Here is a 17,752-nt window from a genome sequence, read left to right on the forward strand (position 1 = left end):
GGCGGTGGCGGGACCCTGAGGCCCCGCCACCGCCGAGTTCAGTTGACCGTAATCGCCAGAGTCGACAACATGGACCGCAACATGTCCGGCAAGCGAGCGATCATTCGCTGCTCGGTTATCCGAACGGAGACGGGCGCGGCCAGCGTCGCTCGCCACAGTTCCGGTTGATTCTTCATCAGGTTGTTGTAGACCGGGAGCAACTGATCGTTGATGTAGGTCCAACGACCATCCCGGTCCGCCCAGTTGAAGTCCGGAAGCGGCGTTTGCACAACAGCATTGCCCACCGCGAACGAGAGCGGGTTCGACTCGCGTGGCGGCACGACGCCAGGCATCGACGGTGATGCGGCGAAGGTGGTCAGGTAAGTCAACGAGCGACCAACGCTGCCGCGGTAGGCCTTCGCCTCGTCCCACTGATCACCCACCGACTGGTACTGCTCCCTTCGCAGCAGACGCACATTGCCGTCGAAGACCGATTCCGGTGTCCCCGAAGCAATGTTGTTCCACGCGATACGGGCGTTCTCGTCGAGCAGCCCTGCGCGATCGAGTTCGGCGATGCCGTCGACACCGTCGTGAACCCACGCCATGTGCATGGGAATCAGGTCCGAGAAGATGTGTTTGCTCATCGCAATCACTTTCCCCTGGAACCACATCACGTCCTCGGGGCGAATCTCGTGGCCGACCTCGAGAAGTGCCGCAATGTCCTCGGGTGCTCCCATCGACGATGCAACCGGCGACCCGATGCGGTCGATCTCTCGCCAGACCAGTGCCATCGCCTCGCTGATCGCTTGGACTTCCAGCACAACCCGCCCGTAGTCCAAGTCGAGGAGTCCACCGGCGAAAGCGGGCCCGACCATTCCTCCCATACCTGCCCACTGCAGCTCTCGATGCTCGAGCTGGAGTCGCTCGTAGAACTGGAAAGTGTTGGTGAGGTTTCCGAGATTCGCGTGCACACCGTCGAACGGAGTCCACGAAGCGAGATCGATACCTGCCGACTCCGTCCCGACCGCGAGCCAGTACTGCTTGAGCAGTGTCTGATAGCGATGCGGATCCACTCCCGAGGCTCGGGCGGTATCCACCAAAGACCGCAGCGTCGCGGAATCCGATGGCAGAGAAGGATGCAGGCCGCCCGTGGCTTCGGCGTTTGCGTTCACTGCTTCCAGGTCGAGGTACCTGTCGAGCTCACCAGTACCCGCGGACGCCCTGCCTCCCAGTACGACGGCACCGCCGATACCTGCCGAAGCAACGAGAACCGTGCGCGCAAAATCCCTGCGCGTCAGAGACTTCCGCAAGCTCATCGTCCCTCGGCTTCGTCGAACGTCTTTGCCAGCCAGGCGATGTCCTGCATACCCAGCTGATCGGTCACCGTCTTGTACAGGTTGGTCACGTAATCGAGCGGCCCGCACTGCGACGGGAGCAGGTCCACGCTGCCGCCGTCTGCTCGATATGTCTGCGCCAATTGCTCTGCCTCACTGAAGGGAACGAGAAAGTCGTCCTCACAGGAAGAAATCAGAAGCTTGGAAGCCGGCGCCTGCTTTCCCAACGTGTTGTCCGCGTACGCCGCGGCCAGCGCAGGGATCGTTCGGGGCGAAGGGTTGGTGAGTAGGACGTCGAACGGAACGAATGGGAGTCCGAGGTAGAGCGCCTGGCAGGACGCGCGGAAGGCTGCGGCGACGTTGTGACCGATCGGAGTCAGATGGTCGTCGAGCCGAACGTCGGGGTAGCCCGCGTCGAATCCGAGAATGCTCGAGAAGACGAATCCGGAACCGATCCCACCGGCCGCTGTTTCCTCGAACGTTGCGGGGTCGATCATCATCGCCTGAATGGCACTGGCCTGGACGTTCAGTTCCGGCGCATAATCATGGGCTTGTTCCGCGGCAAAGCCCGCTGCGACACCGCCTCCGGCGACACCGTAGATGCCGACAGGGGTGTCTGATTCGAGGCCGGCTTCCGGAAGCGCGAGTGCTGCCCGGACGCCGTCGAGCGTTGCCTTCCCTGAAAACTGTCCGATCGAGAACGGATGGGGAGCAGTGTCGCCGTCGTTGCCGACGTCGCTCATCATCACTGCCCAGCCGTGGCCGAACATCTGAGCCACCGGGCCGAGCGCCGAGAACATCGCCGGGTCGCTCTGATTGCCGCCGGTCCACTGGTGACTTGGTGCGCAGTTCGCGCCGAGGCTGTCGTTCGCCTCGGCGTATCCGATGATCTTGCGATCACCTGGCGCAGTTCCGTCCTCGGGAATCATCAGAATTCCGGTGCTGATCACCTGCCGACCGAAGTGATCAGTGGTGGTGTACATGAGTTGGTGAGCCGAGACCACGTCGGGACGGACCTGGTAGACCTGCACGCTGACCGGACGCGCTTTGAGAAGTGTGCCGGGGGCGGTACCCGGCTCGATTTCAGGTTCGTCGAACCACGGATCATCGGACGAGAGCCCGAGTGGAGTCAATTCGGTGGAAATGTCAGCGCCTTGGAGTGCCTTCACGACCAACGGGTTGAACACGTCGGCCAGGTCGACGGTCTCCTGCGCACCAGCCGGCGACCCCACCGCAAACAAGGCCACTGCCAGGGCCGATGCCGTTCCGGCGCGCCATGACCACCGTCGCCACGTCGAGTCAAACATCGTTCACGAGTTCCTTACTTTCGGGTAATGAGCACCCCTACACTCCCATTCACCTGCATTAACAGACAAGTCGGGCACCCATCCGTTGGCCGAAAACCTCGATCGGGCTTAGGCTGACGGCACCTGTCCGGCAAGTCTGGCGTGGGAGGTTTGTCTGTGAGTGCTCCGACCCGTGTATCGCGAGCTACCGGCGATTCACTCCAAGCTCGACCGCGGCCGTCCAACATCACGTGCAAGATTCTGATGGCCGTGACAGGACTGATCTTCGCCGCTTTCGTTCTCGTCCACATGATCGGAAACCTGAAGGTCTACACCGGTGCCGATCACTTCGACGACTACGCACACTGGCTACGAACGGTGTTCGAACCCTTCCTGCCCTACGAGGGACTTCTGTGGATTCTTCGCATCGTCTTGCTCGCGTCATTGGTCGCACACGTCTGGTGTGCCTGGCTGCTCACCGTCCGCGGACGCCGAGCTCGAGGAAAATTTCGACGTAAAGGTCTGGGAATCAAGTCCTTTACAGCGCGCACGATGCCCGTCACCGGAGCTGTGCTGCTGCTATTCGTCATTTTCCACATACTCGACCTCACGACCGGAACCCGACCCATCGGCAGCAGCGAGTACGAAGCGGCCACGCGCACACAGAGTTACGCATACGACAATCTGATTGCCAGCTTCGAGCGTCCGCTGGTGGCAGCGTTCTACATCGTCGCGATGGCTCTGCTGGCAATGCACCTCGCGCACGGACTCTGGAGCGCGGTCAACGATCTCGGCGTGACCGGCCAACGACTGCGCCAGATTGGCGTTGCACTCTCCGGAATCTTTGCGCTCGTCGTGATGGTCGGAAACATGTCGATCCCCATCGCGGTCATGACCGGCGCCATCTCGAAGACAGGAGCGTCATAAGTGAACAGCTTCGAACTCGACGATCTGCGCAGCATCGGGACACCGGTGGACGGTAAGGTCCCGGCCGGCGATCCGGCGACGGCCTGGCCCACTCGCAAACTCGACTACAAGCTCGTCAGCCCACTCAACCGGCGCAAGTTCACGGTCATCGTCGTCGGTACCGGCCTCGCCGGCGCGGCCTGCGCCGCCTCCCTCGGTGAACTGGGCTACCACGTCGAGTCCTTCACCTTCCACGATGCACCCCGCCGTGCACACAGCGTCGCCGCGCAAGGAGGCATCAACGCCGCTCGCGCTCGAAAAGTGGACAACGACAGTCTCGCCCGCTTCGTGAAGGACACGGTGAAGGGCGGTGATTTCCGGGGCCGTGAGGCCGACTGTTTCCGTCTCGCCGAAGAATCCGTACGCGTCATCGATCACATGAATGCCATCGGGGCACCGTTTGCTCGCGAGTACGGCGGCACTCTGGCCACCCGATCCTTCGGCGGCGTTCAGGTGTCGCGCACGTACTACACGCGCGGGCAGACAGGCCAGCAGTTGCAGATAGCGTCGTCGCAGGCACTGCAACGTCAGATCGCAGCCGGAACGGTCAACCTCCACACCCGAACCGAGATGCTCGATCTCATCGTTTCGGACGGGCGAGCACAAGGGATAGTCACACGCGATCTCGTGACCGGTGAGATCGGCGCCACCACAGGCCATGCCGTCGTACTGGCATCCGGCGGCTACGGAACCGTATTCCACAAGTCCACACTTGCGAAGAATTCCAACGCCACGGCCGCCTGGCGAGCGCACCGACGCGGTGCGTTGATGGCTTCACCCTCGTTCATCCAATTCCATCCAACGGCACTTCCCGTCAACTCCGAGTGGCAGTCGAAAACCATTCTGATGAGCGAATCCCTGCGCAACGACGGCCGGATCTGGGTACCGGCCAAGCCCGGAGACGATCGTGAGCCCGGCGACATTCCCGAAAACGAACGCGACTACTACCTCGAGCGCAAATATCCGGCGTTCGGGAACCTCTCTCCCCGCGACGTCTCTTCACGGGCCGCCCGCGAGCAAATCGACTCCGGTCACGGCGTCGGCCCTCTGAAAAACAGTGTGTACCTGGATTTCCGCGACGCATTGGCACGGCTCGGCCGCAAGACCATCGAGGAGCGATACGGAAATCTGTTCTCGATGTATCGCGACGCCACCAGCGAAGACCCCTATACGGTGCCGATGCGCATCGCCCCCGGAGCCCACTTCACCATGGGCGGACTGTGGAACGACTACGACCAGATGACCTCCATCCCCGGCTTGTTCGTCGGTGGTGAGGCAGGCTGGGGATACCACGGAGCCAACCGCCTCGGCGCCAATTCGTTGCTCTCGGCATGCGTCGACGGCTGGTTCACCCTCCCGTACGCGATTCCGAATTATCTTGCGCCGCTACTCGGATCCACTCCACTCGAACTGTCCGATCCCGCTGTGACGTCGACGCTCACTGACGTGAGGGGTCGGGTGGACCTGCTGCTCTCGGTCGGCGGAACACACGGCCCCGACAGGTTCCATCGACAACTGGGAGAGATCCTCTATGCGGGTTGCGGTGTCACCCGAACGGCCGAGGGCTTGACCAAGGCGATCGCCGAAATCCGCGCACTGCGAACCGATTTCTGGTCGAACCTGCGAGTTGCCGGCAGCGGAAACCAGTTCAACCAGGAGTTGGAAAGGGCCGGCAGGGTAGCCGATTTCCTCGAGCTCGCCGAACTGATGTGCGTCGATGCTCTCGATCGTGACGAGTCCTGTGGAGCGCACTTTCGTGCCGAACATCAGACTCCCGACGGCGAAGCGCAGCGAAACGATCAGGACTGGTGCTTCGTCTCCGCGTGGGAAACCGCCCAGGACGGCAGACACGTTCGACACGACGAGCCGTTGTCCTTCACCGCTGTTCCACTGCAGACGAGGAACTACGTATGAAAATCACCGTGGACGTGTGGCGCCAATCCGGACCTGAGTCGTCCGGCGCATTCGACACCTACCAAATAGACGACGCGACGGTGGAGATGTCGCTGCTGGAGCTCCTCGACCGACTCAACGACCAACTCGTGGAGAGCGGCAACGAACCCATCGCCTTCGATTCCGACTGCCGAGAAGGGATCTGCGGGTCCTGCGGCATCACGGTCGACAATGTTCCCCATGGACCGGTTGCGAACACTCCCACGTGCCGTCAGCACCTGCGCAGCTTCTCCGACGGGGACCGAATCAAACTGGAGCCATTCCGCTCCGCAGCCTTTCCCGTGGTCCGAGACCTCGTCGTCGATCGCTCTGCGCTCGACCGGGTACTCGAAGCCGGTGGATACGTTTCGGTCAATGCAGGAACCGCGCCGGACGCAGACAGTCAGCCGCTCTCGCATCAAAGTGCCGAAGCTGCACTGGACTTCGCCGCGTGCATCGGCTGCGGCGCTTGCGTGGCAGCCTGCCCGAACGGTGCCGCGCACCTCTTCACCGGGTCCAAACTGACCCACCTGTCTCTCGTCACGCAGGGCCGCAACGAACGTGGCAAGCGGGCCCGAGCGATGTCGCACCAGATGGAGGCCGATTTCGGGCCGTGCTCGACCTACGGTGAATGTGCGCAGGTGTGTCCCGCGGAGATACCGCTGACCGCGATTGCCGCTGTCAACAAGGAATCGATGCGATTCGGATTGCGGCGCAAGGACAACTGATCGTCACCAGGCGCCGATCAGCTTCATCCACGCGCCGCCGATAATCGTCCAGATCAGGATGATCACGACGCTCATCACGAAACCGATTCGGAACCACTCCGAGGTCTTGATGTATCCGGAACCGTAGATCACTCCGGCCGGACCGGACGCGTAGTGCGAGATACCGCCGAACAGGCTGCCGATGAAGCCGAACACCAGGGCCGAGAACAGCGGCGGCGCACCGGTTGCCACCGCCGCGCCGAGAAACACCGCGTACATCGCGATGATCTGCGCGGTGTTCGACGCAAACAGATAGTGCGCGTAGAAGTACACCAAGGTCAGGATCGCAAAAGCCCAGATCCACGGCAAACCGTCGACGCTCGAGGAGACCTGGGTTCCGATCCACGAGATCACGCCGAGTTCTTCGAGATGGCTTGCCATACCGACCAGAACGGCAAAGAACACGAGCGTCTGCCACGCCCCGGTGTCGTGGACCAGGTTGTTCCACGTCAGCACCTTGGTCACCAACAGGATGCCGATTCCGACGAATGCTGTTGTAGTGGCGTTGACGTTGAGCTGCGAGCCCAGGCACCAGAGCACCAGCAGCAGAACGAAGGTAGCGGCCATGATCTTCTCGTTGCGGCTGATCGGACCTGCCTTGCGCAGTTCCTCCCTGGCTTGCTCGGGTGCTTTCGGAGTCTTCAACATCGTGGGCGGGAAGATCTTCGACATCACCCACGGGATCGCGATGAGACTCGCAATTCCCGGAACCGATGCTGCCAGCGCCCATTTGCCCCACGAGATGTCGATGCCGATCTTGGCAGCCGCATCGACGGCGACGGGGTTACCCGCCATGGCGGTGATGAACATCGCGGAGGTCACGACGTTGACTTGCAGCGACGTGAGCAGCAGATATGCTCCGAGCTTCTTGCGAGAGTCCTCGGGCTCGGGATTGGAGTCCTCCAACTTGCTCAGTGAGACGATGATCGGATAGACGACGCCACCAGCGCGGGCGGTGTTCGACGGTGTCGCCGGAGCAAGTATCAAGTCCGTCAACGCCATTCCGTAGGACAAACCGAGGCTCGACTTGCCGAGCTTGGTCACGAACATGAGTGCAACCCGTTTCCCGAGTCCGGTGACCAGGAAGCCTTCGGCAATGAAGAACGACGCGACGATCAGCCAGATCGTGGTATTGCTGAAGCCGGACAACGCTTCCGTCGGCGTCTCGGTCTGGGTGATCATGGCGATCGACAGGCCTACCAGCGCCACAGAACCCGTCGGCAGAGGCTGCAAGATCAACGCCACGATGGTGCCGACGAAGATTCCGAGCATGTGCATGCCCTTGGGATCCACACCGTCCGGAACAGGCATGAAATAGATGATCAGGCCGAGGACGACGGGCACCGCAGCCGGGTAGTACCGCCTGAGCACCGATTGTTTCGACGGCTCCGCCGGCGGTGTCGTCTCAGAAAAAGACTCAGTGCTTTCGGATTTGGCCTCGGACATTTGCATCTCCTCGACTTGTCGCCCCAGGTGATCGCCCCAGATGATTGTCCCCCAAACATCAGGTTTTCGTGCGGTCAATCCAAGTTCGAGAGAAAATGCCCGGAAGTACAGTCGTCCTCACGAGGCGCTGTCTCGCACCGACGCTTCAGTGGGAGAATGCCCATCTCGCAAAAGATTGTGCCAATCGATCAACAGAGGCGCGGGCGTGCTGCACGCTTGAATCTCGGAGAGTTGTTCAACCTGCTTCTTCGAAAGGTATTCGTCGGCGAGATGTTTGGGTCAGGACTGCGCGGATTGCCGACCTCGACCGGATCTTCGCGCGTGATGTGATCCAATTCCGAAGCATGTCAGCCGACAGACAGACCCACGAACCGAGAAGATTCGTATCGGGCCGACGACTGGTTGCGCCATCTATTGTCGGGAGTGTGACGGAATCCGACGCCCACGAGGACTCGACCGACTCCACTGAATCGGCAGTGGCCGATCACCCGAGGAAACGTCCACTGTGGCGTGAGATTCTGATCCTCGTTGTCGTCGCACTTGTCCTGAGTGTTGTCATTCAGAACTTCGTCGGACGCATCTTTCTGATCCCGTCGGAGTCCATGGAACCGACACTTCACGGATGCACCGGCTGCACGGGAGACAAGATCCTCGTCGACAGAATCAGCTATCGATTCGGGGATCCGCAACCTGGGGATGTGGTCGTGTTCAAGGGACCCGAGTCCTGGAACGACGAGTACAAATCCATTCGATCCGACAATTCGATTGTTCGCGCGTTTCAGGGACTCGGGTCCATCGTCGGCTTGGTCCCGCCGGACGAAAACGACCTCGTGAAGCGGGTAGTCGCGGTCGGTGGCCAAACCGTACAGTGTCTGTCCGAGGAAGAGGGGCTTCGGGTGAACGGCAAGCCGCTGACCGAGCCGTACATCGACAAGCGCATTCCGGGCAACGATACCTCTTGTCAAGGAAGGTATTTCGGGCCGGTCACGGTTCCCGACGGGAACCTGTGGGTGATGGGCGACAACCGCGCCCATTCGAAGGATTCACGTTTCCATCTCGATGACGAACACAGTGGAACGGTGCCGATCGACAATGTCATCGGCAAGGTTCAATTGATCGTCCTTCCCTTCTCACGGTGGGGAACTGTGAGCTCGTTCGATCCGCAGTGACAGATCGAATCAACCAGGCGGCCCGCATCTTCGGACGGCACAGTCGACATGGCTCCGCTTTCGGACGATCATCGAGCGCATCTGTTACCGAGGGTAGGAGAACCACATGCGCGCTCGACGCATCACCGCCAATCTCAAAGTCGCCGATGTCGGAACCGCCAAGAGCTTCTACTCCGACTTTCTCGGCCTGAGCACCGAAGAGTTCAACATGGGGTGGGTCGCTCGCTACACCTCTCCCGACACCGGCGCGAACGTACAGCTCGTCACGCACGACGCCACTGCAGCCGAGGACTCGGTCATCTCAGTCCACACGGACGACGTCGACGGCGCCTACGAAGAGGCCCGCAGGCTCGGCTACGAAATCGTGCACCCCATAACGACCGAAGAGTGGGGTGTTCGCCGATTCCTCGTCCGGGCACCCGATGGCAACGTCGTCAACATCGTGCGACACCGGGACTGAGCAGCGGAAAGAACCCCATTCGACGTTTTAGGTCATTTGACCTAGAGTTAGGTGCATGACCGATTCATTGCAGTATTCAGCCGACGGCCCGATCCTCGTGGCCGGCGGATACGGAACCGTGGGCAGCGCCCTGACAGCGTTGCTCGCCCCCGACTTCCCACTACTCCTCACCGGACGCACCCCCGAGCGAGGCGACGAACTGGCCGGCCGTCACGGCGCTTCCGTCCGCCGCTGGGACCTCCTCGACCCGACACCCTTCGACGCGTCCGTACGCGCGGTCGTTTCGACGGTCAACGATCCCCACGATCGTGTCCTGTCCGCCGCCGTCGAGGCCGGCATTCCGTACGTGGACATCACCCGCTGGACAACCCGCGTCGCTCGCGCCGCCACTCTGGCGGGTCAGAAGTCGCCGAGCGCACCGGTGTACCTGTCGTCCGGATGGATGGGCGGAGTCACCAATATCGTCGCCGCAGCGCTGGCCGAGGAACTGGGTGGCGCGAGCACGATCGACGTCTCGATTCGCTACGACGTCAACGACATTGCCGGGCTGGACTCCGTCGACTTCATCGATCGGCTCGGGCAGGATTTCGAGGTGATGCAGCAAGGAAACCCGATCACCGTCAGCCCGTTGACGGATACACGCTGGGTCGACTTCCCCGGATCGCGCACCAAGGTCGGAAGAATCGACACTCCGGAACAATTCACGTTCCCCATGACCTTGGGCGCCGAAACTGCCAGCACTCGAATAGGTTTCAGTTCGAATACATCCACAACTGCGCTGCTCGCCGCCAAGAAGGTGGGTCTGTTCCATTGGGGTCGCGGCGACCGCTTCACACCGCTACGACGCGGACTCCTGTACTCGCCGGGCAAGGGCGGGAGCGCGCAAGTACGCATCGATGTCACCGGCCCGAGCGGCACGACAAGCGCGACAATCGTCGACCGGCAGGGCCAGGCTCACCTCACCGCGGTGGGCGGCGCGTTGGCCGTCAGACGAGCCTTGGCCGACGATGCCCGGCCTGGAGTCACTTTCCCCGAATCGCTTCCGAACCCTCGCCGCACCGTCTCCGAGTTGGAGAGCTTCGGGGTGGCAGTATTGCGACCATGACCCTCTCCAAGGGCGCCGCCCGTGCGGCAGCACTTCTCGACGCAGCAGAACAGGTCCTCACTACTCAGGGCAATGCCAACTCGGCAATGCGCGATTTCGCAGCCGCGGCCGGAGTGCGGGTAGGACATCTGCAGCACTACTACCCCACCCGTGCAGATCTGATACGCGCAGTGATGTCACGTGCATTGACCCGCTCACTGGATCGCCTTGCCGTCGTCCCCGATACGGATCAGAGCCTTTCCCGCGAGGAATCCGAACACTTCATCGGAGTCCTGCTCGGAGAACAGGACGACCAGGCCACGGTGCGTCTGTACGTCGAAGTATGGGCCATTGCAGCGGCGGACCAAGAAGTCGCGGTCGTGCTTCGAGACTTCTACGCCCAGTACATCGCACACGTAGAGCGCGCAGTCGCGTGTGCACAACCGGAGCTGGATGCGGCGGAACTTGGCGCGACAGCGCAGACCATCGTGAGCTTGCTCGAGGGTTCCGCAATTCTCCGATCGGGAATCACCGGCCGAAAGTCCGAGGCTTCGGACCGAAAGCTCGTGGACACACTGCAGTACCTGATTCACGGGTCCTGACTCGGACGTATCGTAAAGCCCATGAGCGTTGCAAACGAATGGAGCCGAATCGAAGCGTGGTGCCGTACACACGCACCGGTGACGGCTGCAGCGTTTCAACCAGGACTCGGTGACGCCGTTATCGAGGAATTCGAAGCCTCGACCGGCGTCACGTGGCCCCAGGAACTTCGCGACCTGTATCGGGTCCACAACGGCAGCCTGACCCACGACGACCGGACCGGCCTCTTTCTCGGCAGCGTGCTCCCGGACAAATTCTTCTACCCCATCGACGTCGCAACAGAAGTTCGTCTCACTCTGCTCGAAACGTGGGATGAGACGATCTACGAGAATCCAGACCTCTACGCCGAGGACGAGATGGATCGACACGATCAACGCGACGCAGGCACTGCCGCAACCATGTTCATCCCCTCGTTCGTTCCCTTCGCCGGACTGGACGAGTACCACTACTTCGTGGACACCCGCAGCGGCGCACTCCACCATTGTGTGACCGAGTATGCCTCGGACGCCACTGACAACGGCGGTCCGATCTGGGCGTCCATCTCGGTAATGCTGGCCGCCCATGCCGTAGCGCTGGAAACAGGATCAACGATCGGAGTGTGGAAACCCGTTGTCAGCAAGGGTGTTCTGGAATGGGAAGTCGACGCATGACACCCAAGCAGGATCCGACCCGTCGCACCCTCGCCGACGGGCGTCAGATCTTCTACTTCGACGATGCCGGCAGTGCCCGCGCCCACTCTGCGCGAGATTCCCGCGAATTGCCGGCTCTCGACCACTCGTCTCGGATGAGATTCGACGTTCTCACCGGGGAGTGGATCACCATGGCTTCGCATCGCATGACACGGACACATCTCCCCTCCGCCGCCGAATGTCCATTGTGCCCGACCGACGAAACACGCACGCCCACAGAGATACCCGACGGAGACTACGACGTCGCGGTGTTCGAGAATCGGTTTCCGAGCTTTGCCGCGGCGCCCGAGGAAGACATTGACAGTCCCGGAGACGGTGCGGGCGATCGCCCAGCGGCCGGTCACTGCGAAGTGATGTGCTTCTCGAGCGATCACACGGCGTCCGTCGCCGAGCTTCCACTCGAACGCATGCGCACGATTGTGGGTGCCTGGATTTCTCGGACCGAAGAGTTGTCGGCGGATCCGCTTGTGGAACAAGTGTTCTGCTTCGAGAACCGCGGCGAAGAAATCGGGGTGACACTCACCCATCCACACGGACAGATCTACGCATACCCGTATGTCACGCCACGCACCCGATCGATGCTGACGCAGGCGCACAAACACTTCGAGCGCACCGGTCGCTCACTACTCGGCGATGTTCTGGCGTTCGAGCGCGAGGACAAGGCCCGGTTGATCTACGACGGAGATCACTGGAGCGCCTACGTCCCGACCGCCGCACGATGGCCCATCGAGATTCACCTGGCACCGCACCGAGACGTCCCGGACCTCCCCTCGCTGAACGACCAAGAGCGCGAGGAGCTTGCGGTCGTCTACCAAGATGTCCTACGCCGTATCGATCGCTTCTATCCGGGCGTCGACCGGGTACCGTACATCGCGGCTTGGCACCAAGCTCCCGTCCGCATCAACCGACCTCTGGGCCGACTGCATCTTCAGCTGTTCTCGATCTTGCGCGCACCGGGCAAACTCAAATACCTCGCCGGGTCCGAGTCCGCCATGGGCGCCTGGGTGAACGACACCGTTCCCGAGGCAGTCGCGGCCCGTCTACGGGAGTTGAAATAGTGGATACCGTCTCGAACAATTCTGTGCTCCAACAGTTTCACGCCACCTACGGCTATCCGGCAACCGGAGTGTGGGCGGCACCCGGTCGAGTCAACCTGATCGGTGAACACACGGACTACAACGGTGGATTGTGCCTACCGGTCGCTCTCGAGCAGCGAACACTGGTTGCCGTCGCACTGCGCAGCGACGGGGTCGTCCGCGTGCACAGTCGGCAATCCGCCGAGACGTACACCGGGCCCCTCGGCGACATCGCCACAGGGTGGGCCGCCTACCCCACAGCCGTTCTGTGGTCTCTTGCGCGCAGAGGCCTCCCGATCGAAGGAATCGATCTTGCCGTCGACTCGTCGGTACCGGTCGGGGCCGGGCTATCGAGCTCCGCTGCCCTCACCTGTTCGGTTGCGTTGGCCGTCAACGAACTTCATGATTCACCTTTCGCCCGCGATGAGCTGGTACAGGTGTGCATCCAGGCCGAGAACGACGGCGTCGGCGCACCGACCGGAGGAATGGATCAAACCATTGCCCTCTTTGCTCAGCCCTCGACTGCGCTCCTGCTGGACTGCCTGGACGGATCCACCGAACCCATACCTTTCGAACTCCACGGTGCAGGGTACGAACTGATCGTCATCGACACCCGGGTCAAACACTCGCTCGCAGACGGACAGTACGGAATGCGGCGCTCTCAATGCGTCGCTGCAGCAGCAGCTCTCGGCGTCGGCAGCTTGCGAGAGGCTACAGCAGACCAGGCCGAGACAGTGCGAGACCCGATCCTCCGGGCGCGGGCACGGCACGTCGTGACCGAGATCGAGAGGACGCGGAAGACCGCAGAGCTTCTGCGCAGCAGCAGATTCAGTGACGTCGGCGAGCTGTTCGACAACTCGCACGCCTCGTTGCGCGACGACTTCGAGGTCTCGTGCGATGAACTCGACGTCGCCGTTGCCGCAGCACGACGCGGCGGCGCGATCGGTGCGCGGATGACCGGCGGCGGATTCGGAGGCTCAGCCATCGCGCTGGTTCCGGAAGGAAGCGGAGCGGAGGTCATCGCGTCGGTGAGCCGCGACTTTGCGGCGCGAGGTTGGCGAGCACCACACTTTCTCGGCGTCGTTGCCGGGGGTTCGGCCGCCCGTCTCTGAGCGAACGGCACGTTCAGCGCACTGGAGGCGCCGAACGTACCGTTCGCCCTGGTTGGGGCACCTCGAGATCCCCCTCACATAAATAGTCATCTCAGATGCGAATTATGTAGGTTCAGATCATGCAACTGACGCAGTTCACCGATCTGGGATTGCGCGTCGTCATGCGGTTGGCCGTACTCGACGCGGATGCCTCCCCCAGCACTCGGGATGTTGCGCAGCAGCTCAACGTGTCGTATTCCCATGCCACCAAGGTGGTTACACGGCTCGGTGAGCTCGGCATCGTGACAACCAGGCGCGGCCGCGGCGGTGGGCTTTCCATCACCGAACTCGGCCGCACCGCCACCATCGGCTGGCTGGCCAGACGCCTCGAAGGCCCGGGTGAAGTCGTCGACTGCGAAGGCGACAAACCGTGCCCACTGCGCGGAGGTTGCCTCCTTCGGAGCGCTTTGCGCGAAGCACAGGAAGCGTTCTTCGTTTCACTCGACGCGGTCACGATCGAAGACGTCATCCGGCAGCCGTCCAAAACTGTCCTGCTACGCCTCACCACCCGGAGCGACGAAGCAGGCTGATCAATCGAATTTCGACCGAACGGAGCAGCTCATGCTTTCCCCACAGTCAACCGAGGTCATTCGCGCCACCCTTCCCGTGGTCGGCGCTGCCATCGGCGATATCACAACCCTGTTCTACCGCAGGATGTTCGACGCGCATCCTGAACTCGAACGCGATTTGTTCAATCGCGGCAATCAGAAGCAGGGCGAACAGCAGAAGGCTCTCGCCGGCGCCATCGCGGCATTCGCGACGCTTCAGCTCGAGCCGGACAGCGCCAAGGTCGATCTCATACTTTCACGTATCGCCCACAAGCATGCGTCGCTGGGAATCACACCCGACCAGTACGCAATCGTGCACGAACACCTCTTTGCCGCGATCGTCGAAATACTCGGCGATGCAGTCACTCCCGACGTCGCAGCAGCCTGGGACGAGGTCTACTGGCTGATGGCGGAAACCCTCATCACGATGGAGCGTGGCCTCTACCAACTCGCCGGCGTGGACGCCGGTGACGTCTGGCGCACAGTCAGGATCAGTGAACGAGTTCTTCAGTCCGCCGACACGGTCTCACTGACACTCACGTCGCTCGACGGTAGCGCACTCCCCACCTTCGCTCCCGGACAGTACCTTTCGGTCGGGGTTACGCTGCCCGACGGCGCCCGCCAGATCCGTCAATACAGCCTGTGTTCGATACCGAGCAGCGCAGACTGGCGGATCAGCGTCAAGCGAATCTCCGGAACTCCCGATGGCGAAGTGTCGAACTTCCTCTACAACAACGTATTCGAAGGTCAAGAACTCTCCGTCACCACACCTTTCGGCGATCTCACCATGCCGGACGACAACTCACCGCTCCTGCTCGCGTCGGCCGGAATCGGTTGCACACCGATGATCGGGATGCTCAATCATCTCGTGGACACCGGCGCTGACCGTTCGGTATCTGTCATCCATGCGGATCGATCCATTGCGGATCACGCGCACCGCGCAGAACTCAGCACACTCGTCGACCAGATCCCCGCCGCAACCCTGCACCGTTGGTACGAGGATCTCGGCACGCACGTTGCGTTCGGATCGGTTCACGAAGGACGGGCGGATTTGCAAGGTATTGCAGTGGAGCCCGATACCCAAGCCTTCCTTTGCGGGCCGATGCCGTTCATGTTGGCGATGCGCGCATCGTTGCTCGAAAGGGACGTCCCGGCACAGAATATCCACTACGAGGTCTTCGGGCCCGACAGCTGGGCCAACACCTGAGCGGACCACTGCCTGCGAACTGGACCTTGGCGCGCGACTGCAAACCCTTGTGTACTCGACGAAACATACGCATCGAGTAGTGGGAGACCGACATGATCACGTCAGCGTCGATGACGGGAGTCGCGCTGATCGCCCTGGCGATGGTTCTGACACCGGGCCCCAACATGATCTATCTGGTGTCCCGCAGCATCAGCCAGGGCCGCCGGGCGGGTTTGATCTCGCTCGGCGGAGTCGCAACCGGTTTCCTGGTCTACCTCGCCGCCACGTGTGCAGGGCTGACGGCGGTTCTCTTCGCCGTACCAACGGTGTTCACCGCGGTGAAAATCGGTGGTGCCCTGTACCTGGCCTATCTCGCCTGGTCGACACTCCGACCAGGTGGGAAGTCCGCTTTCGAGGTGGGCGAGGTCGACCGCCACGGTAGCGGCCGTCTGTTCGGGATGGGGTTGACCACCAATCTGCTCAATCCCAAGATTGCGCTGATGTACGCGGCCCTGATCCCCCAGTTCGTCGATCCCACTGCGGGTCCGGTCTGGCAACAGGCACTCGTACTCGGCGGCGTGCAGATCCTGGTCGCAGTCACCGTCAACGCGTTGATCGTGTGCTGTGCGGCAGCCGTGTCGACCTTCCTCATGGCGCGTCCGGTGTGGATGCGGGCTCAGAAATGGCTAGCTGGTGGCATTCTCGGAATCTTCGCCACCCGCATGGCCCTGGAGTAGTTTCAGTCCTTCGGACGTTGGTCGATCAGACGACGCGCTTTGCCGATCGAGCGTTCGAGTCCGCCGGGTTCGAGAACGCTCACCTCGACCGTGACACCGATCTTGTTCTTCACCAGCTTCTGCAACGCCGAAGACGCTGCCGCATGATCGGAAATTGCCGCGTCAGGGCGAGCCTCGACGCGCACTGTCAGAGTATCCATCCGGCCCGGACGCTCCAGCACACACTGGAATTGGGGTGCCAGGGCGGGGACGGTCAGGATCAGCTCTTCGATCTGTGTGGGGAACAGATTGACCCCACGCAGGATGATCATGTCGTCGGTCCGGCCGGTGACCTTCTGCATCCGACGCATCGAGCGCGCCGTACCGGGCAACAGACGGGTCAGGTCCCTGGTTCGGTAGCGAATGATGGGCAGCGCTTCCTTGGTGAGAGAGGTGAAAACCAGCTCACCTTCTTCACCGTCCGGCAGCACTTCGCCCGTGACCGGATCGATGATCTCCGGGTAGAAGTGGTCTTCCCAGATATGGAGCCCGTCTTTGGTTTCCACACATTCCATTGCCACACCCGGGCCCATGATCTCGGAGAGTCCGTAGATGTCGACCGCATGCATGTCGAGTTGCTGTTCCAGCTCGGTACGCATCTGTTCGGTCCACGGCTCCGCTCCGAAAACTCCCACCCTCAGTGAGGTCTTCGAGGGATCGATGCCTTTCTTGATCATCGCATCCACGATGGTCAACATGTACGACGGAGTCACCATGATGGCGTCGGGCTCGAAGTCCTCGATCAGTTGAATCTGCCGCTCGGTCATGCCACCGGACATGGGAATGACCGTGCAGCCCAAGCGCTCCGCACCGTAGTGTGCTCCCAATCCACCGGTGAACAGACCGTACCCGTAAGCCACGTGAACCTTGTCCGAAGACCGCACGCCGCCGGCCGAGAGACTGCGCGCGATGAGATCGGCCCAGTTGTTCAGGTCGTTGCTCGTGTACCCCACCACCGTCGGGCGACCGGTGGTCCCCGAAGACGCGTGAATTCGCGAGACCCGGTCCTGGGGCACTGCAAACATCTTGAACGGATAGTTCTCACGTAGATCCGCTTTGGTGGTGAAGGGGAACTTCGCGAGATCGCTCAGATCCTTCAAGTCGCTCGGGTGGACGCCGGCGTCGTCGAAAGCTTTGCGGTAGTGCGGAACATTGGTGTACGCGTGCATCAGGGACCATTGCATCCGCTCGAGTTGGAGCGTCGAAATGCGGTCCCGACTGGCAAATTCGATGTCTTGCGATGTAGCAGTGGCGAGTTCGGTCATGATTGTCTCCGGTGGGCTCAGTGAGGGCGCTGTGCGGG

The 17,752-nt window shown here is 61.7% G+C and carries 17 protein-coding genes; 13 read left to right on the plus strand and 4 right to left on the minus strand.

The window, feature by feature from the left end:
• Positions 1-38: 38 nt before the first annotated feature.
• Both KTR60_RS26450 and KTR60_RS26455 read right to left on the minus strand, forming a co-directional pair.
• Entirely contained in the window at positions 39-1,295 is a 1,257-nt protein-coding gene (locus KTR60_RS26450) for a hypothetical protein (protein ID WP_052959792.1), read from the minus strand.
• Positions 1,292-2,620, minus strand: coding sequence for a lipase family protein (locus KTR60_RS26455; protein WP_047269405.1), 1,329 nt, complete (start codon positions 2,618-2,620; stop codon positions 1,292-1,294). Before KTR60_RS26455 ends, KTR60_RS26450 begins: the two co-directional genes overlap by 4 nt.
• 156 nt (positions 2,621-2,776) lie before the next feature.
• Between KTR60_RS26455 and KTR60_RS26460 the strand changes: the two genes are divergently transcribed.
• Genes KTR60_RS26460 through KTR60_RS26470 form a run of 3 tightly spaced genes read left to right on the plus strand, consistent with a single transcriptional unit; the run spans position 2,777 to position 6,225 of the window.
• The gene (locus tag KTR60_RS26460) at positions 2,777-3,526 is read left to right on the plus strand and encodes a succinate dehydrogenase cytochrome b subunit (RefSeq protein WP_047269404.1); all 750 of its coding nucleotides are present in this window, start codon (positions 2,777-2,779) and stop codon (positions 3,524-3,526) included.
• Complete coding sequence (locus KTR60_RS26465; RefSeq protein WP_007730764.1) at positions 3,527-5,479, plus strand: fumarate reductase/succinate dehydrogenase flavoprotein subunit; 1,953 nt, start codon at positions 3,527-3,529, stop codon at positions 5,477-5,479.
• Positions 5,476-6,225, plus strand: a complete 750-nt coding sequence (locus KTR60_RS26470; RefSeq protein ID WP_003943253.1) for a succinate dehydrogenase/fumarate reductase iron-sulfur subunit — start codon at positions 5,476-5,478, stop codon at positions 6,223-6,225. Before KTR60_RS26465 ends, KTR60_RS26470 begins: the two co-directional genes overlap by 4 nt.
• A 3-nt stretch (positions 6,226-6,228) precedes the next feature.
• Here KTR60_RS26470 and KTR60_RS26475 read toward each other — a convergent pair whose 3' ends face one another.
• Positions 6,229-7,710, minus strand: a complete 1,482-nt coding sequence (locus KTR60_RS26475) for an anion permease (protein WP_047269403.1) — start codon at positions 7,708-7,710, stop codon at positions 6,229-6,231.
• Between the two features lie 425 nt (positions 7,711-8,135).
• Between KTR60_RS26475 and lepB the strand changes: the two genes are divergently transcribed.
• The 10 genes from lepB to KTR60_RS26525 all read left to right on the plus strand — a co-directional run bounded on the left by lepB (position 8,136) and on the right by KTR60_RS26525 (position 16,410).
• On the plus strand, positions 8,136-8,879 hold the full coding sequence (lepB, locus tag KTR60_RS26480) for a signal peptidase I (RefSeq protein WP_042446389.1): 744 nt from the start codon (positions 8,136-8,138) through the stop codon (positions 8,877-8,879).
• Between the two features lie 106 nt (positions 8,880-8,985).
• Positions 8,986-9,339 carry a glyoxalase superfamily protein gene (locus KTR60_RS26485; protein ID WP_003942961.1) on the plus strand — a complete coding sequence of 118 codons (354 nt, stop codon included), beginning with the start codon at positions 8,986-8,988 and terminating at the stop codon, positions 9,337-9,339.
• 55 nt (positions 9,340-9,394) lie between these two features.
• Complete coding sequence (locus KTR60_RS26490) at positions 9,395-10,444, plus strand: saccharopine dehydrogenase family protein (RefSeq protein ID WP_228401423.1); 1,050 nt, start codon at positions 9,395-9,397, stop codon at positions 10,442-10,444.
• Positions 10,441-11,025 (plus strand): TetR/AcrR family transcriptional regulator, encoded by a 585-nt coding sequence (locus KTR60_RS26495; protein ID WP_003943180.1) that lies wholly within the window; start codon positions 10,441-10,443, stop codon positions 11,023-11,025. The genes KTR60_RS26490 and KTR60_RS26495 overlap by 4 nt, the downstream gene beginning before the upstream one ends.
• Positions 11,026-11,046: 21 nt before the next feature.
• Complete coding sequence (locus tag KTR60_RS26500; protein WP_042446400.1) at positions 11,047-11,673, plus strand: SMI1/KNR4 family protein; 627 nt, start codon at positions 11,047-11,049, stop codon at positions 11,671-11,673.
• Positions 11,670-12,770, plus strand: coding sequence for a galactose-1-phosphate uridylyltransferase (gene galT, locus KTR60_RS26505; RefSeq protein ID WP_047269402.1), 1,101 nt, complete (start codon positions 11,670-11,672; stop codon positions 12,768-12,770). Before KTR60_RS26500 ends, galT begins: the two co-directional genes overlap by 4 nt.
• Entirely contained in the window at positions 12,770-13,900 is a 1,131-nt protein-coding gene (gene galK, locus KTR60_RS26510; RefSeq protein WP_208690148.1) for a galactokinase, read from the plus strand. The genes galT and galK overlap by 1 nt, the downstream gene beginning before the upstream one ends.
• Before the next feature lie 119 nt (positions 13,901-14,019).
• The gene (locus KTR60_RS26515; protein WP_003943059.1) at positions 14,020-14,469 is read left to right on the plus strand and encodes an RrF2 family transcriptional regulator; all 450 of its coding nucleotides are present in this window, start codon (positions 14,020-14,022) and stop codon (positions 14,467-14,469) included.
• A 31-nt stretch (positions 14,470-14,500) separates the two neighbouring features.
• On the plus strand, positions 14,501-15,694 hold the full coding sequence (locus KTR60_RS26520; RefSeq protein WP_003942968.1) for a globin domain-containing protein: 1,194 nt from the start codon (positions 14,501-14,503) through the stop codon (positions 15,692-15,694).
• Positions 15,695-15,786: 92 nt separating this feature from the next.
• Positions 15,787-16,410, plus strand: a complete 624-nt coding sequence (locus KTR60_RS26525) for a LysE family translocator (RefSeq protein WP_042446415.1) — start codon at positions 15,787-15,789, stop codon at positions 16,408-16,410.
• Between the two features lie 2 nt (positions 16,411-16,412).
• Here the strand turns inward: KTR60_RS26525 and paaK are convergent, their stop codons facing one another.
• Positions 16,413-17,714 carry a phenylacetate--CoA ligase PaaK gene (gene paaK / locus KTR60_RS26530; RefSeq protein WP_042446417.1) on the minus strand — a complete coding sequence of 434 codons (1,302 nt, stop codon included), beginning with the start codon at positions 17,712-17,714 and terminating at the stop codon, positions 16,413-16,415.
• Positions 17,715-17,752 lie beyond the last annotated feature (38 nt).

The organism is Rhodococcus sp. C1, from assembly GCF_020809065.1.
GTDB classification, from domain to species: Bacteria; Actinomycetota; Actinomycetes; order Mycobacteriales; family Mycobacteriaceae; genus Rhodococcus_F; species Rhodococcus_F qingshengii.